The 24,939-nt window shown below is 63.1% G+C and carries 20 protein-coding genes; 12 read left to right on the top strand and 8 right to left on the bottom strand.

The genetic code is table 11. The features are described from left to right. Positions 1-40: 40 nt before the first annotated feature. Positions 41-748, bottom strand: coding sequence for a pirin family protein (locus tag SB822_RS39655; protein ID WP_007744404.1), 708 nt, complete (start codon positions 746-748; stop codon positions 41-43). A gap of 536 nt (positions 749-1,284) precedes the next feature. Here SB822_RS39655 and SB822_RS39650 point away from each other — a divergent pair. From SB822_RS39650 to SB822_RS39630, 5 genes are all read left to right on the top strand, one after another. Beyond that, positions 1,285-2,061 carry an ABC transporter substrate-binding protein gene (locus tag SB822_RS39650; RefSeq protein ID WP_007587941.1) on the top strand — a complete coding sequence of 259 codons (777 nt, stop codon included), beginning with the start codon at positions 1,285-1,287 and terminating at the stop codon, positions 2,059-2,061. A gap of 298 nt (positions 2,062-2,359) precedes the next feature. After that, positions 2,360-3,049, top strand: a complete 690-nt coding sequence (locus SB822_RS39645; protein WP_007744406.1) for an ABC transporter permease — start codon at positions 2,360-2,362, stop codon at positions 3,047-3,049. Next, positions 3,046-3,759, top strand: a complete 714-nt coding sequence (locus SB822_RS39640) for an ABC transporter permease (protein WP_007587949.1) — start codon at positions 3,046-3,048, stop codon at positions 3,757-3,759. The genes SB822_RS39645 and SB822_RS39640 overlap by 4 nt, the downstream gene beginning before the upstream one ends. A gap of 30 nt (positions 3,760-3,789) precedes the next feature. Continuing rightward, positions 3,790-4,575: an ABC transporter ATP-binding protein gene (locus SB822_RS39635; protein ID WP_079486269.1), complete on the top strand. Its 786-nt coding sequence runs from the start codon at positions 3,790-3,792 to the stop codon at positions 4,573-4,575. A 578-nt stretch (positions 4,576-5,153) separates the two neighbouring features. Then, positions 5,154-6,302, top strand: a complete 1,149-nt coding sequence (locus tag SB822_RS39630; RefSeq protein WP_079500122.1) for a porin — start codon at positions 5,154-5,156, stop codon at positions 6,300-6,302. A 242-nt stretch (positions 6,303-6,544) separates the two neighbouring features. On the opposite strand, the gene glnK is transcribed toward SB822_RS39630, so the two are convergent. Together glnK and SB822_RS39620 are read right to left on the bottom strand one after the other, a co-directional pair. Continuing rightward, on the bottom strand, positions 6,545-6,883 hold the full coding sequence (gene glnK / locus SB822_RS39625) for a P-II family nitrogen regulator (RefSeq protein WP_007587958.1): 339 nt from the start codon (positions 6,881-6,883) through the stop codon (positions 6,545-6,547). A 132-nt stretch (positions 6,884-7,015) separates the two neighbouring features. Then, complete coding sequence (locus SB822_RS39620) at positions 7,016-9,073, bottom strand: NAD(+) synthase (protein WP_410857208.1); 2,058 nt, start codon at positions 9,071-9,073, stop codon at positions 7,016-7,018. 315 nt (positions 9,074-9,388) lie between these two features. Between SB822_RS39620 and SB822_RS39615 the strand changes: the two genes are divergently transcribed. The 3 genes from SB822_RS39615 (at position 9,389) to SB822_RS39605 (ending at position 11,395) form a co-directional block, all read left to right on the top strand. Then, positions 9,389-10,561 carry a GNAT family N-acetyltransferase gene (locus tag SB822_RS39615; protein WP_410857207.1) on the top strand — a complete coding sequence of 391 codons (1,173 nt, stop codon included), beginning with the start codon at positions 9,389-9,391 and terminating at the stop codon, positions 10,559-10,561. 19 nt (positions 10,562-10,580) lie between these two features. Then, positions 10,581-10,904 (top strand): GIY-YIG nuclease family protein, encoded by a 324-nt coding sequence (locus SB822_RS39610; RefSeq protein WP_410857206.1) that lies wholly within the window; start codon positions 10,581-10,583, stop codon positions 10,902-10,904. Between the two features lie 164 nt (positions 10,905-11,068). Continuing rightward, positions 11,069-11,395, top strand: a complete 327-nt coding sequence (locus SB822_RS39605; protein WP_410857205.1) for an H-NS family nucleoid-associated regulatory protein — start codon at positions 11,069-11,071, stop codon at positions 11,393-11,395. 109 nt (positions 11,396-11,504) lie between these two features. Here the strand turns inward: SB822_RS39605 and ppa are convergent, their stop codons facing one another. Continuing rightward, positions 11,505-12,032: an inorganic diphosphatase gene (gene ppa / locus SB822_RS39600; protein WP_007587974.1), complete on the bottom strand. Its 528-nt coding sequence runs from the start codon at positions 12,030-12,032 to the stop codon at positions 11,505-11,507. A gap of 306 nt (positions 12,033-12,338) precedes the next feature. Between ppa and SB822_RS39595 the strand changes: the two genes are divergently transcribed. The 3 genes from SB822_RS39595 to SB822_RS39585 all read left to right on the top strand — a co-directional run bounded on the left by SB822_RS39595 (position 12,339) and on the right by SB822_RS39585 (position 16,126). Continuing rightward, entirely contained in the window at positions 12,339-13,778 is a 1,440-nt protein-coding gene (locus tag SB822_RS39595) for an aldehyde dehydrogenase family protein (protein ID WP_410857204.1), read from the top strand. Between the two features lie 58 nt (positions 13,779-13,836). After that, complete coding sequence (locus SB822_RS39590; RefSeq protein WP_007744413.1) at positions 13,837-14,595, top strand: SDR family oxidoreductase; 759 nt, start codon at positions 13,837-13,839, stop codon at positions 14,593-14,595. Positions 14,596-14,806: 211 nt separating this feature from the next. Then, positions 14,807-16,126 carry an MFS transporter gene (locus SB822_RS39585; RefSeq protein ID WP_410857203.1) on the top strand — a complete coding sequence of 440 codons (1,320 nt, stop codon included), beginning with the start codon at positions 14,807-14,809 and terminating at the stop codon, positions 16,124-16,126. An 893-nt stretch (positions 16,127-17,019) separates the two neighbouring features. On the opposite strand, the gene SB822_RS39580 is transcribed toward SB822_RS39585, so the two are convergent. The 4 genes from SB822_RS39580 to SB822_RS39565 form a co-directional block, all read right to left on the bottom strand. Further along, positions 17,020-18,210, bottom strand: a complete 1,191-nt coding sequence (locus SB822_RS39580) for a heme biosynthesis protein HemY (RefSeq protein ID WP_410857202.1) — start codon at positions 18,208-18,210, stop codon at positions 17,020-17,022. 2 nt (positions 18,211-18,212) lie between these two features. Then, positions 18,213-20,273, bottom strand: coding sequence for a fused uroporphyrinogen-III synthase HemD/membrane protein HemX (gene hemDX, locus SB822_RS39575; protein ID WP_410857224.1), 2,061 nt, complete (start codon positions 20,271-20,273; stop codon positions 18,213-18,215). Next, positions 20,273-21,256, bottom strand: coding sequence for a hydroxymethylbilane synthase (gene hemC / locus SB822_RS39570; protein ID WP_410857201.1), 984 nt, complete (start codon positions 21,254-21,256; stop codon positions 20,273-20,275). The genes hemDX and hemC overlap by 1 nt, the downstream gene beginning before the upstream one ends. A 143-nt stretch (positions 21,257-21,399) precedes the next feature. After that, entirely contained in the window at positions 21,400-21,678 is a 279-nt protein-coding gene (locus tag SB822_RS39565) for a hypothetical protein (protein WP_236674045.1), read from the bottom strand. Position 21,679: 1 nt separating this feature from the next. Between SB822_RS39565 and ppc the strand changes: the two genes are divergently transcribed. After that, entirely contained in the window at positions 21,680-24,775 is a 3,096-nt protein-coding gene (ppc, locus tag SB822_RS39560; protein WP_007588206.1) for a phosphoenolpyruvate carboxylase, read from the top strand. The last annotated feature ends 164 nt before the right edge of the window (positions 24,776-24,939 follow it).

Genomic DNA, 24,939 nt, shown 5'->3' with positions numbered 1-24,939 from the left:
AACAGACTAATGAACGAAATGAACGAAAGCGCCGCCTCGCTCAACGCAACTGACCGAGGTCGAACAGCAGCACTTCCGCGCCCTCGCCGTTTTCGACCGTGACGCTCGCGGCATCGGTGATCATCGCGGCGTCGCCCGCCTTCAGCGCCTCGCCATTGACCGTCACAGCGCCGCGCGCGACATGCACATACGCCTGGCGTCCCGCCGCGAGCGCAAGCTCGTCACGCTCCGCGCCGTCGAAGAGACCGGCGTAGATCGACGCATCGGCGTGGATCGTCACCGCGCCGTCGCGGCCGTCCGGCGCCGCCACGACGCGCAGCCGCCCGCGCTTGTCGGCATCGGTGAAGCGCTTCTCCTCGTAGCCCGGCGCGTCGCCTGCGCGTTTCGGGATGATCCAGATCTGCAGCAGATGCAGCGAGTCTTCCTGCGATCCATTGAACTCGCTGTGCATCACGCCCGTGCCGGCGCTCATGCGCTGCACGTCGCCGGGACGGATCGTCGAGCCGTTGCCGAGGCTGTCGCGATGCGACAACGCGCCGTCGAGCACATAGGTGACGATCTCCATGTCGCGATGCCCGTGCGTGCCGAAGCCCTGCCCAGCGGCGATCCGATCCTCGTTGATCACGCGCAGCGGACCGAAGTGCATGTGCTCGGGATCGTGGTAATCGGCAAACGAGAAGCTGTGTTTGGCGTTCAGCCAGCCGTGGTTAGCGTGGCCGCGCTCGTCGGAACGACGAATCCTGATCATCTGGGTCTCCCGTGAAAAATTTCCGATGACGGGAATGTATGGGCTGCGCCCGCAAGGCACAATCCGCGCCGCCGCACCGGATCGTTTCATAAATGATGGCAATGCCCGGGAGCCGCGCGATGCACGTTGCATCGGCCGCCGCGATGCTGTAAGAAGGCGCGGCAGCACGCCGCAACGGCGCGTCGCGCGTGCATCTCTCTGGCGGCAAAGGGCTTTTTCCATGCTTCGAGGACTGGCACCGCGGGCGGGTTCGGGTAAAATACCGCGCTTTTTGGAATCGGTCGACGCGTGTGCCGCGTCCGGACGGCGCGCCCGGCAACGCGGGCTCGGCCGGATCGCACGGTAACGGGCGCAGAGCGCGCGAAGCGGACAGAGTAAAAGCGCCATCGGGCGACGTGGAACGGGCCTCCCGGCCAAAACAATCCACCGCCAGAACGGGCAGCCTATTTTTGTCCGCCTAGAATGGCGACGGCCGGCCGCACGCGGGCTGCCGTCACCGCAAGCAGGCACGCGGCGACCGGGAAGTCAGGAGAAACATGAAGAAGTACGCACTGTGCGTGGCGCTCGCCGTCATGGCTTCGGGGGCCATGGCAAAAGAATGGAAAACCGTGCGTATCGGGGTCGACGCCAGCTATCCGCCGTTCGAATCCGTGGCGCCGAGCGGCCAGATGGTCGGTTTCGACGTCGATCTGACCCGCGCGCTGTGCGCGAAGATGAACGTCAGGTGCGTATGGATTCCGCAGGATCTCGACGGCATCATTCCGGCGCTGAAGGGCAAGAAGTTCGACATCATCGTGTCGTCGCTGACCGTGACCGATAAGCGCCGCGAGCAGATCGACTTCTCCGACCGGCTGTTCGACGCCCCCGCGCGCATGATCGCGAAGAAGGGCTCGCCGCTGCTGCCGACGGTTGAATCCCTGAAAGGCAAGCACGTCGGCGTCGAACAGGGCTCGACGCAGGAAGCGTACGCGAAGGCGTACTGGGAGCCGAAAGGCGTGACGATCGTGCCTTACCAGAACCAGGATCAGGTCTACGCGGATCTGGCGACGGGGCGTCTCGACGCCGCGCTGCAGGACGAGTTGCAGGCCGACGCCGGCTTCCTGAAGACGCCGCGCGGCAAGGATTTCGCGTGGGCGGGCCCGGAAGTGAAGGACCCGAAGACGCTCGGCGAAGGCACGGCCATCGGCGTGCGCAAGGAAGACGGCGAGCTGAAGGCGAAGCTGAACAAGGCGCTTGCCGAGGTTCATCAGGACGGCACGTTCACGAAGCTCGAAAAGCAGTATTTCGACGTCGATATTGATCAGAGCCGATAACAGGCACTGAAAAGCAGCCGCATCGCGTCAGATGCGGCAAAAGCTCGGGGCTGGCCCGGATGGGCCGGTCCACGTGCTTCGTAATAAAGTCGAACCGAGAGTAGCAACGCAGTAGAACAAGGCAGGAAAACGCGCTGCCGGCCAGCCAGGTAGTAATGGCCAGGCAGTCATGATTCGCACAGCGGCATGCTGTGCGCCGCACGGGAGACATCGAAGGCATCCGCCTTCGGACAATCCGCCGCAGCGTACGGATTGCCGCGTCTTTCGCGGCGCTCGGGAGCGTCGTCAAGGACCCACTATGCTCTTTCAAGGCTACGGCCCGATCATCTTTGCCGGCACGGTGCAGACCGTGAAGCTGGCAATCCTGTCGCTCGCATTCGCTTTCGTGCTCGGTCTGCTCGGCGCGGCTGCGAAGCTGTCGAGGAACCGGATCACACAGGGCGCGGGCACGGTCTACACGACGCTCATTCGCGGCGTGCCCGATCTCGTGTTGATGCTGCTGCTCTTCTACAGTATCCAGATCTGGCTGAACGACCTCACCGACATGCTCGGCTGGGATCAGATCGACATCGATCCATTCGTCGCTGGCGTCGCCGTGCTCGGCTTCATCTACGGCGCGTACTTCACGGAGACGTTCCGCGGCGCGTTTCTCGCCGTGCCGCGCGGCCAGCTCGAAGCGGGCGCTGCGTACGGCATGTCGGGCTGGCAGGTATTCACGCGGATTATGTTCCCGCAGATGATGCGCTTCGCGCTGCCCGGCATCGGCAATAACTGGCAGGTGATGGTCAAGGCGACGGCGCTCGTGTCGATCATTGGCCTCGCGGACGTCGTCAAGGCCGCGCAGGATGCCGGCAAGGGCACGCTGCGGTTCTTCTTCTTCACGCTGATGGCGGGCGCCATCTACCTGCTTATCACGACAGCCTCGAACTTCGTGCTGATGTACCTCGAAAAACGCTACTCGACTGGCGTGCGCAAGGCGGACCTATGATCGAGCTGATCCAGCAATACTGGCGCAACTATCTGTATACAGACGGCTACCGCTTCACGGGCGTCACCATCACGTTGTGGCTGCTGGTCATTTCCATTGGCCTTGGCTTCTGCCTGTCGGTGCCGCTCGCCGTCGCGCGCGTGTCGAAGAGGAAGTGGCTGTCGACCCTGGTCTGGCTGTATACATATATCTTCCGTGGCACACCGTTGTACGTGCAACTGTTGCTCTGCTACACGGGTCTGTATAGCCTCGAGATCATCCGCTCGAACGAACTGACCAACGCGTTCTTCCGCGACGGTATGCATTGCACGCTGCTCGCGTTCACGCTGAACACCTGCGCGTACACGACGGAGATCTTCGCGGGCGCGATCAAGGCGACGCCGTACGGCGAGATCGAAGCCGCGCGCGCGTATGGCATGTCGCAGTTCACGCTGTATCGCCGCGTGATCCTGCCGTCGGCGCTGCGCCGCGCGCTGCCGTACTACAGCAACGAAGTGATCCTCATGCTGCACGCCACCACGGTCGCCTTCACCGCGACGGTGCCCGACATCCTGAAGATCGCGCGCGACGTCAACTCGGCGACCTACCGTTCGTTCGACGCGTTCGGCATCGCCGCCCTGCTCTATCTGATCATTTCTTTTGGGCTCGTCTGGCTGTTCCGCCGTGCCGAGCGCCGCTGGCTCGCTTATCTGCGCCCGCAAGGCAAGTAAGGCGCCGACCCAGGCAAGTCAAGGAACCCGATGAACACTCCAGCTACACCGCAAATGCTTTTCGTCGACAACCTGCACAAGCAGTACGGCGACAATGAAGTTCTCAAGGGCGTCACGCTGCGCGCGAACCGCGGCGACGTAATCAGCGTGATCGGCTCGTCCGGCTCGGGCAAGAGCACGATGCTCCGCTGCATCAACTTTCTCGAGCAGCCGAACGCCGGACGCATCTTCGTCGAAGGCCAGGAGATTCGCACGCTGAAGGACAAGCACGGCGCGCTGCGCGTGTCGGACCCGAAGCAGTTGCAGAAGATGCGCACCAAGCTATCCATGGTGTTCCAGCACTTCAACCTGTGGACGCACATGACGGTGCTCGAGAACATCATCGAAGCGCCGCTGCATGTGCTCGGCATTCCGCGTAAGGAAGCCGAGGATCGCGCCCGTACGTATCTGGAGAAAGTGGGTCTCGCGCCGCGTCTCGAGAAGCAGTATCCGTCGCATCTGTCAGGCGGCCAGCAGCAGCGTGTGGCGATCGCCCGCGCGCTGACGATGAACCCCGACGTGATGCTGTTCGACGAGCCCACTTCGGCGCTCGACCCGGAACTGGTGGGCGAAGTGCTGAAGGTCATGCAGACGCTCGCCGAGGAAGGCCGCACGATGATCGTCGTCACCCACGAAATGGCCTTCGCGCGCAACGTGTCGAATCACGTGATGTTCCTGCATCAGGGACGCGTCGAAGAAGAAGGCCGTCCGGACGAAGTGTTCAGGAACACGAAGAGTGAGCGTCTGAAGCAGTTTCTCTCGGGAAGTCTGAAATAAGGCTGCAATGTAGTTTATGTAGTATTACGGGGCGCTTACCGGGCGCCCTTTTTCATTTCTGCGCGGCGTCGCCCTCTCCTTCCTGCGCGCCCAAAAGCTTCGGCGTCCCAACATCTGCGCGAACAGCAGTTAAAACGCGTTTACTCCCGACGATTCGCTCCGTCAATAGTGGCAATCCTTGACGCAAGTCATTAACAACGGTGTGTCCCTTGCGCGACAAGGCGTGGTGGGGCCTTCGCAGCCCTCTGTCCCGCACTTGTCCCATATTGGTATTGCAATTTAGAGACATCTTTACCGAGCATCACTAATTTATTCGCCAACCGAAGGGTATTTTGCTAAATTAGTAACGAAAGTAGCAAAACAAAGATCAAGAAAAGTAGTTTCACTTCAAAACGAACAAACAGGAGATACCGGTCGCGAGGGATCGGAATGACGATCAGACAGCCAGAAAGGCTGCACGTCGACATCACAACCGGCCACCGCGCATCTCCCTGGAAAAGATTCCTGCTCGGCGCCGCTGGCGTCCGGGCACCACTCGCAGTACTGGCTTTACTTTTTGACAGGGTATGGAGGAGAAGATGAAGAAAGCTTTGGCTGCCGCAGCGCTGCTGACTTTCGGCGTTGCCGCACACGCACAGAGCAGCGTGACGCTGTACGGGCGTCTGGACGCTGGTCTGGAGTATATGTCGGGTGTGCCGTCGAATCAGGTAAACGGCTCGGCAACAAACAGCACGCACCGCTTCCGCGCGGAAAGCGGCGACTGGGGTACCAGCCTGTGGGGCTTGAAGGGTGCTGAAGATCTGGGCGGCGGCTACAAGGCCGTGTTCCAGTTGGAAGGCTCGTTCAACACGATGACGGGTGCTGGCCCTGGCGGCGGCGGTCTCTTCAATCGTTGGGCAACCGTCGGCTTCGCGAGCGATCAATACGGTACGTTCACGATGGGCCGCATGCTCTTCATCTCGAACGGCGTGTGGGACTTCGATCCGTTCGGTCAGTCGAACTGGTCGTCGGCATCGCTGGTTCGTGGCCGCAACTGGCCGCAGTCGAGCAACAACGTAGCCTACCAGTCGCCGAAGATCGCAGGCTTTGACTTCTACGGTCAATACGCGCTGTCGAACGCAACGAACTGGAACGGTAACGGCACGACGCCGCAAGGCCGTGAAGCTGGTGCACAGGTCACGTACACGTCATCGCTGTTCCAGATCCGCGGTCTCTATGACGAAATCCGCAATCCGGCAAACGGTGGACTGTTTGGTCCGTCAGGCGATGCCACGAACACCGGCAACATCGGCACGGGCGTGTTCGCAGCATCGCGCGAATACTCGGCTCTCGTGAACGTGTTCCTCGGTCAGTTCAAGATCCAGGCTGCCTACCAAGCGGTCCGCACGTCGGGCGCAACGGCAGTTCTGCCGGGTCAGCCGACGACGCTCGATCACGAATGGGGCGGTGTCACGTGGCAAGCCACGCCGGCTGCAGCTCTGATCGCTGCCGTGTATCACGTGAACGGCAACAATGGCGCGGGTAACGCGACGATCTACACGGTCGGCGGCTCGTACAACCTGTCGAAGCGCACGCTGCTGGACCTGCAAGTCGCAACGGTGCAGAACAGCAAGGGTGCTAACTACGGCTTGAACGCCAACAACTCCGGCACGGCAGTCGCAACGGACAACCCGTTGCCCGGCCACAGCCAGACGGGCGTGTACGCAGGTATCCAGCACTCGTTCTAATCGGACGGTGCAAACAGAACAGCTTTAACAGAAACGGTTTTCACGCTGCTGCGAGAGGCGCGTATCGGTGCGATGTCCGAAAGGGTGTCGCACCTTTTTTTATTTCTGGGCGATGAAGGCGCAAGCGTCTTATCTATTTCGCTCAGGCACTTCGCTCGTGCAGAAAAGCACCGGCGCGGTGCAACGCCGATGCTTCTTCGATGCGCTATGTCAATCGCCGGGCGCAACGCCCGCAGTGAAGCTCACACGGCCGCTTCGTTCTCCTCACCCGTACGAATACGGATCACGCGTTCGACATCCGCGACGAAAATCTTGCCGTCGCCGATCTTGCCCGTGCGCGCCGCGCCGATGATGGCATCGATCACCTGATCGCACTGATCGTTTGCGACGACGACTTCGATCTTCACTTTCGGCAGGAAATCGACGACGTATTCAGCGCCGCGATACAGCTCGGTATGTCCTTTCTGGCGGCCGAAGCCTTTGACTTCAGTAACGGTCAGCCCCGTCAGGCCGACTTCGGCGAGCGCTTCGCGGACTTCGTCGAGCTTGAAGGGTTTGATGACGGCGGTAATGCGTTTCATGGCGGGCCTCGTCTCGGTTCGGAAAAAGGAAGGTTCAGATGCGTTGATTCTACGCCGCAGCGCACACGTTGCCAGCACCGGGCATGGCAACGCGTGCAGTAACCCGCGCTCAACGGCAGATAAAGACTGATTTCAGGCGGCTTTGTCCGGAACCGTTGCGAGATCATCGGTCCAGACAGTCGCTTCCGAATCGCTCGGCGCGCGCCAGTCGCCACGCGGCGACAGCGAACCACCGGAGCCGACCTTCGGCGAATTCGGCACGCAACTGCGTTTGAACTGGCTCGTCTTGAAGAAGCGCCACAGGAAAATGCCGAGATTGCGCTTGATCGCCGCGATATCGTATTCGTTGCGCTCGACATGCGCGCCTTCCGGCCAGCCGCCCTGCTCCTTGTCGCGCCATGCGTGCAGCGCGAGGAACGCGACTTTCGACGGCGAGAACCCATAACGCAAGATATAGAACAGATTGAAGTCCTGCAGCTCGTATGGCCCGATGAACGATTCCGTCTTCTGCTCGATCGCGCCAGCCGATTTGGCCGGCACGAGCTCGGGGCTGATTTCCGTGGCGAGCACGTTGAGCAGCGTGTCCGAGCCGCTCTTGCCGACGGCACCCGTCTCCGCGACCCAACGCACCAGATGCGTGATCAGCGTCTTGGGCACGCTTGCGTTCACGCTGTAGTGCGACATGTGATCGCCCACGCCATACGTGCACCAGCCGAGTGCCAGCTCGCTCAGATCGCCCGTGCCGATCACGATGCCGTTGTGGAAGTTGGCGAGACGGAATAGATGGTTCGTGCGCTCGCCCGCCTGCACATTCTCGAACGTGATGTCGTACTTCGCCTCGCCCGCCGAGTACGGATGGCCAAGGTCGTTCAGCATCTGCTCGCAGCTTGGCCGGATATCGATTTCCATCGACGTACAGCCGACCACTTCCATCAGCTCGCGCGCCTGCTTGAGCGTGCGGTCGCTGGTTGCGAAGCCCGGCATCGTCACGCCGATGATGTTGGTGCGCGGCAGCTTCAGCCGGTCCATCGCTTTCGCGCAGACCAGCAGCGCGTGCGTCGAGTCGAGCCCGCCCGACACGCCGATCACCACCTTCTGGATATTCGACGCCGACAGCCGCTGCACGAGCGCCTGCACCTGAATGTTGTAGACCTCGTTGCAGCGCTCGTCGCGGCGGCGCGAATCCGCGGGCACGTATGGGAAGCGCTCGACCTTGCGCGCGAGCGGCAGCGCCTGCGCCGCATCGTGCCCGATCGCGAAGCGCACGATCTGGAACTTCGCCGCTTCATCTTTGTGCCGCTGCACCGACATGCCGAACGTGGTCTGCCGCATGCGTTCGTGCGAGAGTCGTTCGAGATCGAGGTCCGCGAAAATCATGTGCGAGTCGTCGAGAAAGCGTTCGGACTCGGCGAGCATCTCGCCGTTCTCATAGATCAGCGCCTGGCCGTCCCAGGCCATATCCGTCGACGATTCGCCGCGTCCCGCCGACGTGTACAGATATGCCGCGAGACAGCGCGCCGACTGCTGGCCAACGAGCTGATGCCGGTAGCCCGACTTGCCGACCACGACGTTCGACGCCGACAGATTCACCAGCACCGTCGCGCCCGCGAGCGCCGCGAACGACGACGGCGGAATGGGCACCCACACGTCCTCGCAGATCTCGACGTGGAAGCGGAAGTCCGGCACGTCGGTCAGTTCGAACAGCAGCGACGCGCCGAACGGCACCTGCTTACCGAGCAGTTCGATGTCGCGCGCGACAGCGCTGTCGGCGGGCGTGTACTGGCGCGCCTCGTAGAACTCGCCATAGTTCGGCAGGTAAGTCTTCGGCACCGCCCCCAGCACGACACCGCGCGCGACGACGATCGCGCAGTTGTACAGGCTGTGGTCCACCTGCAGCGGCATGCCGACGATCAACGCAACGGGCAGCGTCTTCGACGCCTCGACGATCTTTGCCAGCGCTGTCTTGCATGCGTCGAGCAGCGCACGCTGATGAAAGAGGTCGTCGCAGGTATAGGCGGGCAAGCCGAGTTCGGGGAACGCGACGAGCGCCGCGCCTTTCGCCGCGGCCTCGCGCGCGAGCGCTAGCGTCTCGTCAGCGTTGAAGGCCGGATCGGCGACGCGGCAGCGCGGCACGCCCACCGCGACACGCGCAAAACGGTGCGAATACAGGTTGAAGAAGTTGCCTTTCATGTTCGAGATTCCCAATGCGCGCGAACAGGGAGAAGCGGTCGCGCGCGAAACAGCTGCTATCGATCAGCGTAGATGATAAGCCGTAAGCGCATTCAAGGTCTCGATCGCGTGTGCGTGCGGGCCACGCCGCGCGCTAGGGGCGCGCATTTGCTTTAACATGGCCGTTCGCCGCGCCGCGGTCACGCCTGCGCCCAGTGCCGATGTATCCGGGTGCCAGCAAAACGAAGCGCGCGACATTCGCCTATCAGCCTCATCAGATCCTGCCGCCGCACAATGCAAGCACCGCGGTCACGGGATCGCCAACGGTCGAACAGATTGAACCAGGAACGTTTTGATTACCGCGCAGGCATTCTTGCTTCGCCACTCGAAGTCGATGCAGCCGAATGGAATGCGCTGCTCAACCAGCAGGCGCAGCCGACGCCGTTCTTGCGCCACGAATTCCTGAGCGCGCTGCACGCGACGCGATGCGCCGTCGCGGATACGGGCTGGGCGCCGCAATTCGTCACGCTGACCGATCCGCGCACGGGCAAGCTCGCCGCGGCCGCGCCCGTCTACGCGAAGGAACACTCGTACGGCGAGTACGTGTTCGACTGGGCGTGGGCCGACGCGTACAAGCGCAACGGCCTGCCCTACTATCCGAAGCTGCTGTGCGCAGTGCCCTTCACGCCCGTGCAAGGCACGCGCCTCATTGCCGCCGACGCGCACGCGCTGCGCCATCTCGCCGCAACGCTCGTCGCATTCGCGGAACAGGCCGACGTGTCGTCGCTGCATGTGCTGTTTCCGACGGAAAGCGAAGCGCAAGCGCTGACCGATCTCGGCATGATGCAGCGCGAAGGTGTGCAGTTTCACTGGCTCAACGACGGCTACCGCCACTTCGACGACTTCCTCTCGACGCTCGAACAGAAGAAGCGCAAAAACATCCGCGCGGAGCGGCGCAAAGTGCGCGATGCGGGTGTCACGTTCCGGCGCTTGCTCGGCGAAGACATCAGCGACGCCGACTGGCGCTTCTTCAGCAAGTGTTATCGGCAAACGTACCGCGAGCACTTTTCGAGTCCGTATCTGAATCTCGACTTCTTCCGGATGATCGGCGCGTCGATGCCGGAGAATCTGATGATGGTGATCGCCGAGTACGAGGGCAAGCCGATCGCGAGTGCGCTCGTCGTCTATCAGCGCGACGGCGCAAATGCGGGCGGCACGCTGTATGGCCGCTACTGGGGCGCGCTCGAACACGTGCCCTGCCTGCACTTCGAAACCGCGTACTATCAGCCGCTGGAGTTCTGCATCGAACAGAAGCTCGGCGTCTTCGAAGGCGGCGCGCAGGGCGAGCACAAGATGGCGCGCGGCTTCATGCCGACCGTCACGCGCTCGACGCACTGGTTAGCGCATCCCGCCTTTTCGGACGCCGTCGCGCACTTTCTCGACAACGAGAAGAATCACATCCACGCGTATGTCGACGAACTGCGCGAACACAATCCGTTCAAGGAATAACGAGGAACAGGCGCGCGCCATGCCGTGGTTTCTGTATCTGATCGAATGCTCGGACGGCAGCGTCTACACGGGCATCGCCACCGACGTCCAGGCCCGTTTCGACAAGCACTGCAGCGGCACGGGCGCGCGCTATACGCGCTCGCGCAAGCCGGTGCGACTGCTGGCGTCGTTCGAACTGGCCGACCGTTCGACCGCGTCGCGCGCCGAATACCGCGTCAAGCAGCTTGCGCCCGCGCAGAAGTGGGAACTGGCTTCGGGTGCGCGCACGCTTGAATCCGTGCTGCCTGCCGTGATCGAGGAAGTCGCGGCTGATGAAGAAGCGGCTGGCGAACCAGAAACCTGACGCGGCGCGGTTTGTCCGTAGCGTGCAACAGTGTTTTCAAGATAAGCGTCTGGACGCCGTTTTGACTCGAACAGATACTTTGGTCACTGCAACGGCGTCGCTCACTTCAGAACCGGCGACGCTCCCATACCCGACGCGATACCCAGGCCTCTTGAGGTGAAAAAATGGACGAAAGAAAGCGTGACAGCATGATTGCGTATTTGCGCGGCCGCATGGCTAAGGTCGGCATCAAGGTGGCCGACCTGGCCGCGGCGCTAGCCGAAGAACGTCGGCGTCAGCAATCGGTGCGATATCGCAGCCCATTTGGCGAAACATGGGACGGCAACGGTGCGATGCCCCAGTGGCTCAGCAACGCTGTCAGCGCCGGCCAATCGCCGGAACACTTTGCGGTCGGCAAGCCGGCGAAAAAGGTCAAACAGGAACGCCCTACGGTCGATTGGCGCAACGACCCGTTCGCGGGCAGCCGCCTCGCGACGGTCAGCCCGCGCTGACGCAGCGCGGCATTTGATCCGGCCAAGCGCTGCGTCGGATCGGTAGAGCAAAAAAAAAGACGCTCCCGAAGGAGCGTCTTTTTGCAACCAAACTCGAAAAACGCGCGAATTACTTCTTGTAGTTCGCCGCGCCTTCCGTGATTTCCTTGTGCGCGGCTTCGATGCCCGCCCAGCCTTCCACCTTCACCCACTTGCCCTTCTCGAGCGCCTTGTATTGCTCGAAGAAGTGCTTGATCTGGTCCTTCAGATACTGCGGCACGTCGTCGATCGACTTCAGGTCCGCCGTCATCGGGCAGATCTTGTCGTGCGCAACGGCGATCAGCTTGGCGTCGACGCCCGACTCGTCCGTCATCTGCAGCATGCCCAGCGCACGCGCGCGCACCACCGAGCCAGCCAGCAGCGGGAACGGCGTGATCACCAGCACGTCGACGGGATCGCCGTCGCCCGACAGCGTCTGCGGAATGAAGCCGTAGTTCGCGGGATAACGCATGCCCGTGCCGATGAAACGATCGACGACGAGCAGGCCCAGATCCTTGTCGGCCTCGTACTTCACCGGATCGCTTTGCGCCGGGATTTCGATGATGACGTTGAAGTCTTGCGGGAGGTCTTTACCAGGGGGAACGTGATTGAAGCTCATGGCGCTCTCTGATCAGGAAGAAATGGGAATAAGGCGCACGGCGCGCGCTGCGTCTCGATACGGGACCCAACGCCGCAACCCGGACACGGCGGAATGCGCCATTATAGCCAATCGGCCGATGACACCCGCGTGGCGATCGGCGCGATAATCGTCTTACGCGTGTGACCGTGCCGGGCGGCCACGCGTCTGGCCGGCCGCTGCGCTTCGCCAAAGCCTGCGCAACGCAACCGCCGCCTGTCCTTTTCGTCATCCCTTCGTTGTTTCTTTCGATGTCCGCCTGACCGCCCAACCGGGCAAGGAGCATGTGTGGAAGAAGCGAAACACTTCATCGGCGGTGAATGGACCGCGTCGTCGAACGGGGAGACGATCCCCGTCATCGATCCTTCCGACGGCCAGCCGTTCGCCACGCTCGCGCGCGGCACGGCCGCCGACATCGACATCGCCGTCCAGTCCGCGCGCCGCGCCTATGAAGGCGCATGGGGCGCCGTGAGCGCCGCCGAGCGCGGACGCCTGCTCTACCGGCTGTCGATGCTCGTCGCCGCCTGCCACGAGGAACTGGCGCAGCTCGAAGCACGCGACACGGGCAAGCCGCTCAGGCAGGCGCGCGGCGACGCGGCCGCGCTTGCGCGCTACTTCGAGTTCTATGCAGGTGCCGCCGACAAGCTGCACGGCGAAACGCTGCCCTATCAGAACGGCTACACCGTCTTCACGATCCGCGAGCCGCATGGCGTCACGGGTCACATCGTGCCGTGGAACTACCCAATGCAGATCTTCGGGCGCAGCGTCGGCGCGGCGCTCGCGGCGGGCAATGCGTGCGTCGTGAAGCCCGCCGAAGATGCGTGCCTCTCCGTGCTGCGCGTCGCCGAACTGGCAGCCGAAGCCGGCCTGCCCGCGGGCGCGCTCAATATCGTCACCGGCTTCGGACACGAAGCAGGCGCCGCGCTCGCGCGCCATGCCGGCATCGATCACATCTCGTTCACCGGCTCGCCCGATACGGGCAAGCTCGTCACACAGATGGCCGCCGAAAACCACGTGCCCGTCACGCTCGAACTGGGCGGCAAGTCGCCGCAAATCGTCTTCGCGGACGCCGATCTCGGCGCCGCGCTACCCTCGCTCGTCAACGCGATCGTGCAGAACGCGGGGCAAACCTGCTCGGCGGGCAGCCGCGTGCTGATCGAGCGGAGCATCTACGAGCCGCTGCTCGACCGCCTCGCCACCGCGTTCAATGCATTGCGCGTCGGTCCGGCGCACGCGGACCTCGATTGCGGGCCGCTGATCAGTGCGAAGCAGCAGCGCCGCGTATGGGATTTCCTCTCCGACGCGCAGCACGACGGCATCGCGATGGCGGCGCACGGCGAAGTGATCGCGGAAGCGCCGGAAACAGGCTTCTATCAGGCGCCGACCTTGTTGCGCGACGTGCCGCCCACCCATCGGCTCGCGCACGAAGAAGTGTTTGGCCCCGTGCTCGCCGCGCTGCCCTTCGCCGACGAAGAGGAAGCGCTCACGCTCGCGAACGGCACGCCCTACGGACTCGTCGCAGGCGTATGGACGCGCGACGGCGGCCGGCAGATGCGCATTGCGCGCCGCGTGCGCTCGGGCCAGGTGTTCATCAATAACTATGGCGCGGGTGGCGGCGTCGAATTGCCGTTCGGCGGCGTCAAGCATTCGGGACACGGCCGCGAAAAAGGCTTTGAAGCGCTGTATGGCTTCACAGTGTTGAAGACCGTCGCGATCAGGCACGGCTGACGCACGACTGACTCAAGACAACCCAGGCGTTTTTGCATTTACAACAACAGGAGACATCATGCGGTTGACCGGCAAAACGGCCATCGTCACGGGCGGCGGCTCGGGCTTCGGCGAAGGCATCGCGAAGACATATGCGCGCGAAGGCGCGAACGTCGTGGTCAACGATCTGAACGGCGCGGCGGCCGAACGCGTCGCAAGCGAGATCGCGCTGGCGGGCGGCAAGGCCATCGCCGTCGCGGGCGACGTGACGCGCGCGAGCGACTGGAGTGCGCTGCGCGCCGCCGCGATCGAAGACTTCGGCAGCGTGCAGATCGTCGTCAACAATGCAGGCACCACGCATCGCAACAAGCCCGTGCTCGACGTGACGGAAGACGAATTCGATCGCGTGTATGCCGTCAACGTGAAGAGCATCTACTGGAGCGTGCAGGCATTCGTGCCGTACTTCCGCGAGCAAGGCGGCGGCGTGTTCGTCAATATCGCTTCGACGGCGGGCGTGCGGCCGCGTCCGGGTCTCGTCTGGTACAACGGCAGCAAGGGCGCAGTGATCGTCGCGAGCAAGGCACTGGCCGTCGAGCTTGGGCCGGATCGCATCCGCGTGAACTGCGTGAACCCGGTGATCGGCGAGACGGGTTTGCTGACCGAGTTCATGGGCGTCGACGACACGCCGGAGAACCGGCAGAAGTTTCTGGCGGGCATCCCGCTGGGCCGCTTCTCGACCCCGCAGGACATCGCAAACGCCGCGCTCTATCTCGCGTCCGATGAAGCGGAGTTCATCACGGGCGTGTGTCTCGAAGTGGACGGCGGACGCTGCGTGTAGCGCAGCGGGCGGCGCGCTCGCTCGCACCGCCCGGCGAAAATGCGCCTTAACCTTTGAAAAATCAGTGTTTTCCCCGACGCTGGGGCGGCTATTCAGCGCCCGTTGAAAGTTTAGAATCGCGAACGGCGGTACGACATTTCCACAATAACGAGCTTTGCGTAAGACCAGCGTGAAGCGCTGCCGCGCCGACGCCGGTCGATAGGAGACAAGCGTGTCCAGTCCTGCGAATCCACTCCACCATCCCGGCGCAGGTGCGCCGCCTTCCACCTTTGAAGAGGCGACCTACAGAAAAGTCGCTTGGCGCCTGACGCCACTGTTGATGCTCAGCTATGTCGTGGCCTATCTGGACCGCGTGAACGTCGGCTTCGCGAAACTCGGCATGAGCGCGGACCTGGGCCTTTCCGACGCCGTCTACGGCTTTGGCGCGGGGATATTCTTCATCGGTTATTTCATCTTCGAAGTGCCGAGCAACATCATCTTGCATCGCGTCGGCGCGCGGGTCTGGATTGCGCGGATCATGGTGACGTGGGGCATCGTGTCGATGCTGACGATGTTCGTCACCACGCCGACGATGTTCTACGTGATGCGCTTTCTGCTCGGCCTGGCGGAAGCGGGCTTCTTCCCCGGCATCATCCTGTATCTGACCTACTGGTATCCGGCGCACCGGCGCGGGCGCATGACGACCTGGTTCATGACGGCGATTGCGATTTCAGGCGTGGTTGGCGGGCCGATCTCGGGCTACATCCTGAAGTCGTTCGACGGCGCGAACGGATGGCATGGCTGGCAGTGGCTTTTCCTGCTCGAAGGGATACCGTCGATCATCGTCGGCATTCTGGTGTTCATCGTGCTGGACGACCGCATCTCGAAGGCGAAGTGGCTCACGAAGGAAGAGCGCGAGCTGCTGGAGCGCAACATCGCGGCCGAAGACGCGACGAAGGAAGATCATGCTATCGGCAAGGTGATGATGAGCCCGCGCGTGCTGATGATGAGCCTGATCTATTTTTCGTTTGTAATGGGGCTTTATGGTGTGAGCTTCTGGCTGCCGACCATTATCAAATCGACGGGCGTCACTGACGCGTTCACGATTGGGCTGTTGTCGGCGATTCCGTTCGCTGCTGCCGTGGTGGCGATGGTGTTCGTTGCGCGTAGCGCCGATCGTATGCGGGAGCGTCGCTGGCACGTTGCTGTGCCGGGATTTGTGGGGGCGCTTGGGCTGGTGCTTTCTGTCGTGTGGGCGCACGACACGACGCTAGCGATGGCTGGGCTTACGCTTGCTACTATGGGCATTCTCACTACGCTGCCGCTGTTTTGGAGTTTGCCTACTTCGTTTCTTGCTGGTACGGGCGCGGCCGCCGGGATTGCGCTGATTAATTCGATTGGGAATCTGGCGGGGTTTCTTAGTCCTTATGCGGTGGGATGGCTGAAGCAGGCTACCGCGGGGAATGCGGCTGGGATGTATATGCTTGCCGCGTTTATGATTCTTGGAGGTGTGCTGGCGGTTAGTGTGCCTTCCAGGCTAGTGAATAAGTGAGCACTGCCGGTGCTTTTGCCGGTTTTTTGCCTTTGCTCTGGCATTCGGCCGTTTGACTTTGTGGCGCGGACGGTTTGGTTTGCTTGTGGTTTTTGCTGGCATCCGCGTTACGGTGTCTGCCGTTCATGCGTCGCCCCTGTGCGTTTGCCTTTTCGCTGGCATCCGCGTTGCGGTGTCTGCCGTTCATGCGTCGCCCCTGTGCGGGGCGGCACCTACTTTTCTTTGCCGCCGCAAAGAAAAGTAGGCAAAAGAAAGCGGCTAACACCGCCAACATTTCTTCTTGCCTGAGGGCCCCCAAAGGGTCTTACGCTTCACACGGCAGCATTTCTGTTCGCGTTCGTCGCCAACGCTTCGAATGATCGCCTCACCCGCTTCAAACACTCGTACATGGGCTCACGGCAGCGAACGGTATATGCCGCCCAGGTGGCAAACTGTGTGTAGGTTGTCGCGGCGTATAGCTTGGCGCTCTTACAGGGTGGAACGCGTGCGCAATCGGTCCGAAGTGAGGCGTGTGTGGCGCTACGGCCTACACACAGTTTGCCACCTGGGCGGCCGTGGAATATCTGGTACAGCGTGCCGCAACGCGGGCGCGTGAAGCGGGTGAGGCGCACCGCAAGAGCGCTGGCAACGAACGTGGGTCACGTGGTTGCCGCGTGAAGCGTAAGAACCTTCGGGGGCCCTCAGGCAAATACAAGAACTGGCGGTGTGAGCCGCTTTCTTTTGCCTACTTTTCTTTGCGGCGGCAAAGAAAAGTAGGTGCCGCCCCGCACAGGGGCGACGCTTGAAGCACGAAGGCATAGCGCGGATGCCAGCGAAAAGCCAAAACGCACCACACCGCGGATGCGAGCAAAAAGCACAAGCAAACCACCCAAAGCGTCGCAGACAAAAAAAACCTAAACCACATTCATAGCCAACGCACTCTCCCGATAATGCGCGCTAGCCTTATCAACATCCCCGAGTTGCTCATGCAACCTCGCCAACGCCCGATGCGACCGAATCTTTAAAGTCTCGTTATCAGCAAGCTTGAGCGCCTGCTCAAGAAACGACTGCGCCTTCCCCCACAACTGCTGATGCAGACACAACCGCCCAAGCGCAAACATCAGATCCGCGTCGTCAGGACGCTCCTTCCGCCAGGCTTCAGCCTTCTGAATCAACGGCAACGCGTCACCGCCAGTGGTGTCAGGATAACGCCGCAACAACCGCGCATCCCAATTCTGCGCGAGCGCCTCTTCAACAATCTTCCGCGCATCCAGCGGACGACCCAACGCGACCAGCAACTCAGCCGCGACATCCGCAAGCCGCGGCGAATGCCGCTCAACAGGCGTCAGCGAATGCCACAGTTCGAGCAGCGCATCAGCATTGTGCCTGCGATCGCGCAGCAGATTCTCCGCCGCAAGCTGCCGCAAACGCACGGCAACAGCGGGATGAATCGCCTCGCGCTTCTCAAGCGTCTTAACCAGCTTGAGCACTTCGCCCCAGTTCTTCAACTGCTGCTGCGCGCGCAACGCAATCTGCTGCGCGTGAATGCGCCGACCGCCCTGCGACTGCATTTCGGTCAACGCGAGCAACGCGCCATCCGCATCGCGGCCATCGGCACGCATGTCGGCCGTCGCCATCAGGCGCGCGTCTTGCCAGTCAGTCGAATCGATCTGCGCGAGATATTCGTCGCGACGTGCGTACTCGTGCATCCGGTGCGCGGCGTTCGCGGCGATCAGGCCCGCCGCACCCTTGTTGTCGGGATTGGTGAGCGAGTCGCGCGCAGCTTTCTCGGCGCGCGAGAAGCGGCCCGCGTACAGATTGCCGATCGCATCGCGCAACGCCGCATGCGCCTTCGCGACCCGCTGACGCGAGCGATACGCCGCGACGCGCTGCGGCATGCGCCAGATGTTGCGCACGATGCGCAGCAACGCATAAATCACGATGAACGCGACGATGATCCCGACAATGAACAGGTTCAGCGAAATATCGATCCGATACGGCGGATAGACCAGCAACACCTGCCCTGTGTCGAAGCGACCGACGATCGCGAGCACCACGGCGATCGCGAACAGGAAAGCGAGCCAGAGAAGTCCACGCAGCGCCATGATTAACCCCGCGTCCGGTATTGATGCACGGCCTGCAGGCTCGTATCCAGGTTCGGCACGTCGACAGCGCCCGAGCCGTCGTCGACCTGCTTCACGAGGTCGCGTACCGTCTGCACCTGCTTCGACGACCCGTCGAAGTAGCGCGCGAGCGCGTTGTCCGCGGCGTGAAGGTCGGACTTGAGCGTCGTCTGGTTGCGCGCGAGCAGCGCGAGACGGGCGGACAGCAGGCGCATCTTCAGGTTTTCGCGCACGAAGTAGCCCTCATCGGGCGCGACGAGCATCGCGTCGGCGTGGTCGATGCGGCGCACCTGCACGAGACTCGTCAACTGCTGGCCAATACCCACGATGAGCTGGTTCCACCACACTTTCCACTTCGGTTCGCCCGTGGCGGCCGCAACGCGGTCGACATCCTTCGGCGTGGACGCATGCGGCGTGGCGTGTGCAATCGGCGCCTCGCCCGAAAGCGGCAGCTGGTCGATCTGATCGATCGCGTTGTCGAGCTTGATGGCGAGGCCCGTCAGGTCAGTGGACGGCGCGGATTTCAGCTTGTCGATGTCCTGCGCAATCGCCTTGCGTACGGCCAGCACTTGCGCGCCGTCCGACGCGGCGAGGCGCGTGTCCGCGCTCTGCAGCGCAAATAGCGCGAGTTGCGTGTTGCCTGTCAGTTGCAGTTGCTCGCTCGCGGCCGACAGCATCTGGCCGACTTCGGCCATCGTCCAGTCGTCGCGATTGCGCGCGAGATCCGCGTATTGCTGCTGCAACGCGTTCTGCGCATTCTGCGCGTCGGCGAGCTTGCCTTCGAGCTGCGCGATCTGCGCATCGGCCTGACGCACGGTGGCGACGGCCTGCTCGGTCTTCACGCGCAACTCGGCCGTCTGCGAATCGTTGGCCTGCTGGCGGTGCGACAGTTGCTGATCGAGCTTGATGACCCTGCGGTTCAGTGCAATGCCGCCCGCGATCGCCGCAAAGAGCACCAGCGCGATGACAACCCAAAGCAGCGCGTTGCCCTTGGGCTTGGCCTGCTGCATTTCATAGGGCGTAAAGGGTTGATTCGGCGGCAGCGCAGTGGCGGGCCGCGGCGCGGAGTTGGACGTCGGGGGCGTGGGGGTCGTGGATGCGTTGGTATCAGACATGCGTTCTTGTGCCGGGTTGGACTGGACCGGTTGAACTTCAAAAGGTGCCGCGAGAGACAACAGCGCGCGGGCGATCCGTTCATCGCCCGCACCGGACACCGTAATGCTATCAAAACCCAATGCCCGCGCGGTTTCCGCGATGCGCGGATGGGGCGCGACGAACATCGCGCGCTTCAGTTGCGCCTGCTCGCTCGCCGTCAGGTGGTCGTGCACAAGCTCGGCGAGATTGCGCACGCCCTCGGAACTCGTCACGAGCCACGCGTGCGGCGTCCTGGATTCGTCCGACAGCAGCGTGTGGATGCGCGACCATGCGCCGATCGACGGGTCGGGCACGAGGCGCCGGTAGGCCGCGACCGTCTCGACTTCGGCGCCCGCTTCGCGCAGACGGTCGGCCAGCCATTCGCGGCCGCCATCGCCGCGCACGATCAGCACGCGTTTGCCTTCGAAGGCGTTGTCGCCAAGCGACGCTTCGATCGCCGCATATAGCGCCTCGGAGTCGAAGCGCGCGCCGTCGTGGTCATCGGCCGATGCGCCCGGGCTGATCACCTGGTACGCGGGCGTTTCGACGCCGTGCTTCGCGAGCGCGGCGACGCTGCCTGGACCGACCACGCCGACGGGCAGCGCGTGCGGCCAGATCGCGTCGTGGCTCGCGAACGCGTAATCGACGGCATTCGGCGACACGAAGACGACCAGCGCGTATCGGTCGAGCGACGCAAGCGATGCTCGCAGCGGCGCTTCGTCGTCCGCTGCGGCGATATCGATCAGAGGAAATTCGACGGTGGCGACACCCGCGTCGTGCAGCGTCTTCGCAAGCGCGTCGGACTGTCCCGCCGGACGGGTCAGCACGACGGTCAGATGCGTCGCATGCGATGCGCCTGTGCCGTCCCTGGACGGCAATGCGTCGGGTGTCGGGTTCGAGTCGGCCGCCATCACGCGGAAGCAGCCGGGCCGCTCGCCGTGGTGAGCGCGCGGACTATTTCGAGTGCGCCCTGCGCTTCGAGCTGGCTCGCGACCTCGCGGCCCAGTTCGAGCGCGGCGTCCGTGGTCGCCGCGGGCGCCGAGGCTTGCGCGGACAGCACGCGCTGGCCGTCGGGTGTCGCGACGACGCCACGCAGATGCAGCGCGCCGTCATGCCAGGTCGCGTAAGCGGCGAGCGGCACTTCGCAACTGCCGCCTAGCGCGCGCGACACCATGCGCTCCGCTTCGACCGCGGCCGCCGTGTGCTCGTGATGCAGCGGCGCAAGCCATGCGGCGAGGTCGGCGCGGTCCGCGCGGATCTCGATGCCGAGCGCGCCCTGGCCCGCGGCGGGCAGGCTGTCGGCGGGATCGAGCAGCGAGCGGATTCGGTCGCCCAGGCCCAGACGCTTGAGACCGGCCGCCGCCAGAATGATGGCCGCGTAATCGCCGCGGTCGAGCTTCGCGAGGCGCGTGTCGAGATTGCCGCGCAACGGTTTCACGACGAGGTCGGGATAGCGCGTGCGCAGCATCGCTTCGCGGCGCAGGCTCGACGTACCCACCACGCTGCCGGGCGGCAGCGCGGCCAGCAAGTCGTACTGGCTGGAGACGAACGCGTCGCGCGGATCCTCGCGCTCCATGATGGTCGACAGCGCGAAGCCTTCGGGCAGTTCCATCGGCACGTCTTTCAGCGAATGGACGGCGAGATCGGCGCGGCCGTCGACCAGCGCGTTCTCCAGTTCCTTCACGAACAGCCCTTTGCCGCCGACCTTCGACAGCGTCCGATCGAGAATCTGATCGCCGCGTGTCGTCATTCCGAGGATTTTTACGTCACAAGATGGATATAATTTGTGCAGCGCACACCGCACATGCTCGGCTTGCCACATGGCAAGCCGGCTTTCCCGCGACGCGATGACTAGCGTGGCGGGCGGAGTGGGCGCAAGCGTCTCGGAATTCATTGTTTGATTCATTGAACGACGGGATGTGATAACAAAGAATGTTAGCACGCGCTTTGGCAACCTCTCGCTGGCCGCACGGCCATGCCAAAGCAGCGCGACGGTACTTGCGCGAGACGGTGGTTGGCGCTAAGCGCTTACTTCCGTCAACCGCCATAGAACCAGAGGAGACAGGCCTGCGGATTCATCCACGCTGAGCCGTCCATAGCCGCATCGATCGTGACTCGCGTGGCCGCCAGAAGCCCCAGCACGGTCGTTCGCGCGTCAATGCGCCGCATGCGCGATGATTTAGTGCGGCGCACCACGCGCAACCGGCTCTCCTCCGCCGCGCGCGCCGCATCGCTGACAGGCTTTGAACGCAGTTCCCCGCTGTACCCGCAGTTGCAGTTCACCATTCTTAGACCCTGGCTTTCCTGAGGAAACATCGTGACGTCTTCCGGATCGGCGCGCCCTGCCCGCCGCACTACTGCCTCGCCCGATGCCGTCAATACCGCATCGGCCGCTCCCGCCGCTTCCGCTGTCAAGGCCGCCAAGGCCCTGAAGGCAACGCAAGCCCTCGACTCCGGCAAAACCGGCAAATCCTCGAAGACCAAGGCGCCCGCCAAAGGCGCCCCGAAACGAATTAAGGCCGACGGCGCCGGCAAGCAGGAGACCGCGCGCGCGTCGAAAGAACCGAAGAATGGCGCGGCGCCGCAAATGAAGGACAACGCCCGCACGCGTGAAGACAAGGACCAGCCGCTCTTCGAAGACATCCGCTACCTGGGACGGCTGCTCGGCGACGTGGTGCGCGAGCAGGAAGGCGACGCGGTGTTCGACGTCGTCGAAACGATTCGTCAGACGGCCGTGCGCTTTCGCCGCGAGGACGACAGCGTCGCCGCGCAGGCGCTCGACAAGAAGCTGCGCGCGCTGTCGCCCGAACAGACGGTAAGCGTGGTGCGCGCGTTCAGCTACTTCTCGCACCTCGCGAACATCGCCGAAGACCGTCATCGCAATCGCCGGCACCGGATTCACGATCTGGCCGGCTCGACGTCGCAGCCGGGCACGATCGCGCATGCGCTCGACCGGCTCGTCGAAGCGAACGCCGCCGCCACGCCCGTGCTGCAGCAGTTCTTCAACGACGCGCTGATCGTCCCCGTGCTGACGGCACACCCGACGGAAGTGCAGCGCAAGAGCATTCTCGACGCGCAGCACGACATCGCGCGCCTGCTCGCCGAACGCGACCAGCCGCTGACGGCGCGCGAGCGTCTGCAGAACGAATCGCTGCTGCGCGCGCGCGTGACGTCGCTGTGGCAGACGCGCATGCTGCGCGACTCGCGCCTGACGGTCGCCGATGAAATCGAGAACGCGCTGTCGTTTTACCGCGCGACGTTCCTCGAAGAAATTCCGGCGCTCTACGCCGACATCGAAGAAGCGCTCGTCGAGCACGGCCTCGATGCGCGTCTGCCGCCCTTCTTCCAGATGGGCAGCTGGATTGGCGGCGACCGCGACGGCAATCCGAACGTCACGGGCGAGACGCTCGAAAACGCGATCACGCGCCAGGCCGCGGTGATCTTCGAGCACTATCTGGAACAGGTGCACAAGCTCGGCGCGGAACTGTCGGTGTCGAACCTGCTGGCGGGCGCTAGCGACGAACTGAAGGCGCTCGCGGAAGCCTCGCCCGATCACTCGCCGCACCGCACGGACGAACCGTACCGGCGCGCGCTGATCGGCATTTACACGCGGCTCGGCGCGAGTGCGCGCGTGAGGCTCGGCGAAGGCGTCGTGCCGCTGCGCAGCGCCGGCCCCGGCGCGCCGAAGATTCGCGCGATTCCCTACGACGATTCGTCCGAGTTCGTGCGCGATCTGCACGTGCTGATCGATTCGCTCACCGAGCATCACGGCGCGTCGCTGGCGACGCCTCGTCTGTCGCCGCTGACGCGCGCCGCTGAAGTGTTCGGCTTCCACCTCGCGAGCATCGATCTGCGCCAGAGCTCCGACATCCACGAAGCAGTGATCGCAGAGCTGCTGCGGCGCGCGGGAGTCGAAAGCGACTACGCGGCGCTTTCGGAAGCCGACAAGCTGCGCGTGCTGCTCGCCGAGCTCGCGCAGCCGCGCCTGCTGCGCTCGCCGTATGTCGAGTACTCGGATCTGGTGAAGAGCGAACTCGGCGTGCTGGAACAGGCGCGCGTGACGCGCGAGAAGTTCGGCGCGCGCGCGGTGCGCAACTACATCATTTCGCACACGGAGACGGTGAGCGATCTGGTCGAAGTGATGCTGCTGCAAAAGGAAGCGGGCCTGCTGCAAGGCGCGCTCGGCAACCCGGTCGATCCGGCGCGCGCGGGCCTAATGGTGATCCCGCTCTTCGAGACGATTCCCGACTTGCGCAACGCGTCACATATCATGCGCGACCTGCTGGCGCTGCCGGGCATCGATACCGTCATCGAGAACCAGGGCAACGAGCAGGAAGTGATGCTCGGCTATTCGGACAGCAACAAGGACGGCGGCTTCCTGACGTCGAACTGGGAGCTGTACCGCGCGGAACTGGCGCTGGTGTCGCTGTTCAATGAGCGCGGCATCACGCTGCGGCTGTTCCATGGACGCGGCGGCACGGTTGGACGCGGCGGCGGCCCGACCTATCAGGCGATTCTTTCGCAGCCGCCGGGCACGGTCGATGGGCAGATTCGCCTGACGGAACAGGGCGAGGTGATTGCGAGCAAGTTCGGCAACCCGGACATCGGCCGACGTAATCTGGAGACCGTCGTTGCGGCGACGCTCGAAGCGTCGTTGCTGCCGCACGGCAATGCGCCTTCGCAACTGCCCGACTTCGAAGAAGTGATGCAGACGCTGTCGGATGCGGCGATGGCGTCGTACCGTGCGCTTGTCTACGAGACGCCGGGCTTCACCGAATACTTCTTCTCGTCGACGCCGATTGCGGAGATCGCCGAGTTGAATATCGGCAGCCGGCCGGCGTCGCGCAAGCTGCAGGACCCGAAGCAGCGCAAGATCGAGGATCTGCGGGCGATTCCATGGGGTTTCTCATGGGGACAATGCCGGCTGCTGCTGACGGGTTGGTATGGGTTTGGTAGCGCGGTTTCCGGTTGGCTCGATGCGGCGGGCACGAACACGGAGCGTGAGCGTCGTGTGAATCTGCTGCGCAAGATGCATAAGGCGTGGCCGTTTTTCGCGAACCTGCTGTCGAATATGGATATGGTGCTGGCTAAGACCGATCTCGCGGTGGCGTCGCGTTATGCCGCGCTTGTGGCTGATAAGAAGCTGCGTAAGCATGTGTTCGAGCGGATTGTCGCGGAGTGGGAGCGCACGTCCAATGTGCTTTCTGAGATTACCGGGAAGAAGGAGCGGCTCGCGGATAATCCTTTGCTCGCGCGGTCTATTAAGAATCGGTTTCCTTATCTTGATCCATTGAATCACTTGCAGGTGGAGTTGCTCAAGCGCCATCGCGCTGGGGATGACAATGTCCGCGTGCGGCGTGGGATTCATTTGACTATCAATGGGATTGCGGCTGGGTTGAGAAATACTGGTTGATTTTTTTGTTGTCCTGCGGACGGCGGTTCTCTTTCTGAGGCCGCCGTTTTTTTGGTTTTTGCTTTTAGTTTGGTGTGCTTTGCTTTTCGCTGGCATCCGCGCTTTGTTAGCGTGCTTCAAGCGTCGCCCCTGTGCGGGGCGGCACCTACTTTTCTTTGCCGCCG

This window comes from Paraburkholderia sp. SIMBA_054, assembly GCF_046534875.1.
GTDB lineage: Bacteria > Pseudomonadota > Gammaproteobacteria > Burkholderiales > Burkholderiaceae > Paraburkholderia > Paraburkholderia hospita.
The sequence above is the reverse complement of the archived record's forward strand: the minus strand, read 5'-3'. Positions and strand labels throughout refer to the sequence as shown.

Bases quoted from the DNA above. Each gene is read 5' to 3' on its own strand.
- SB822_RS39655 (WP_007744404.1), bottom strand. From the start codon at position 748: ATGATCAGGATTCGTCGTTCCGACGAGCGCGGCCACGCTAACCACGGC.
- SB822_RS39650 (WP_007587941.1), top strand. From the start codon at position 1,285: ATGAAGAAGTACGCACTGTGCGTGGCGCTCGCCGTCATGGCTTCGGGG.
- SB822_RS39645 (WP_007744406.1), top strand. From the start codon at position 2,360: ATGCTCTTTCAAGGCTACGGCCCGATCATCTTTGCCGGCACGGTGCAG.
- SB822_RS39640 (WP_007587949.1), top strand. From the start codon at position 3,046: ATGATCGAGCTGATCCAGCAATACTGGCGCAACTATCTGTATACAGAC.
- SB822_RS39635 (WP_079486269.1), top strand. From the start codon at position 3,790: ATGAACACTCCAGCTACACCGCAAATGCTTTTCGTCGACAACCTGCAC.
- SB822_RS39630 (WP_079500122.1), top strand. From the start codon at position 5,154: ATGAAGAAAGCTTTGGCTGCCGCAGCGCTGCTGACTTTCGGCGTTGCC.
- glnK (WP_007587958.1), bottom strand. From the start codon at position 6,883: ATGAAACGCATTACCGCCGTCATCAAACCCTTCAAGCTCGACGAAGTC.
- SB822_RS39620 (WP_410857208.1), bottom strand. From the start codon at position 9,073: ATGAAAGGCAACTTCTTCAACCTGTATTCGCACCGTTTTGCGCGTGTC.
- SB822_RS39610 (WP_410857206.1), top strand. From the start codon at position 10,581: ATGCCGTGGTTTCTGTATCTGATCGAATGCTCGGACGGCAGCGTCTAC.
- SB822_RS39605 (WP_410857205.1), top strand. From the start codon at position 11,069: ATGGACGAAAGAAAGCGTGACAGCATGATTGCGTATTTGCGCGGCCGC.
- ppa (WP_007587974.1), bottom strand. From the start codon at position 12,032: ATGAGCTTCAATCACGTTCCCCCTGGTAAAGACCTCCCGCAAGACTTC.
- SB822_RS39590 (WP_007744413.1), top strand. From the start codon at position 13,837: ATGCGGTTGACCGGCAAAACGGCCATCGTCACGGGCGGCGGCTCGGGC.
- SB822_RS39580 (WP_410857202.1), bottom strand. From the start codon at position 18,210: ATGGCGCTGCGTGGACTTCTCTGGCTCGCTTTCCTGTTCGCGATCGCC.
- hemDX (WP_410857224.1), bottom strand. From the start codon at position 20,273: ATGGCGGCCGACTCGAACCCGACACCCGACGCATTGCCGTCCAGGGAC.
- hemC (WP_410857201.1), bottom strand. From the start codon at position 21,256: ATGAATTCCGAGACGCTTGCGCCCACTCCGCCCGCCACGCTAGTCATC.
- SB822_RS39565 (WP_236674045.1), bottom strand. From the start codon at position 21,678: ATGTTTCCTCAGGAAAGCCAGGGTCTAAGAATGGTGAACTGCAACTGC.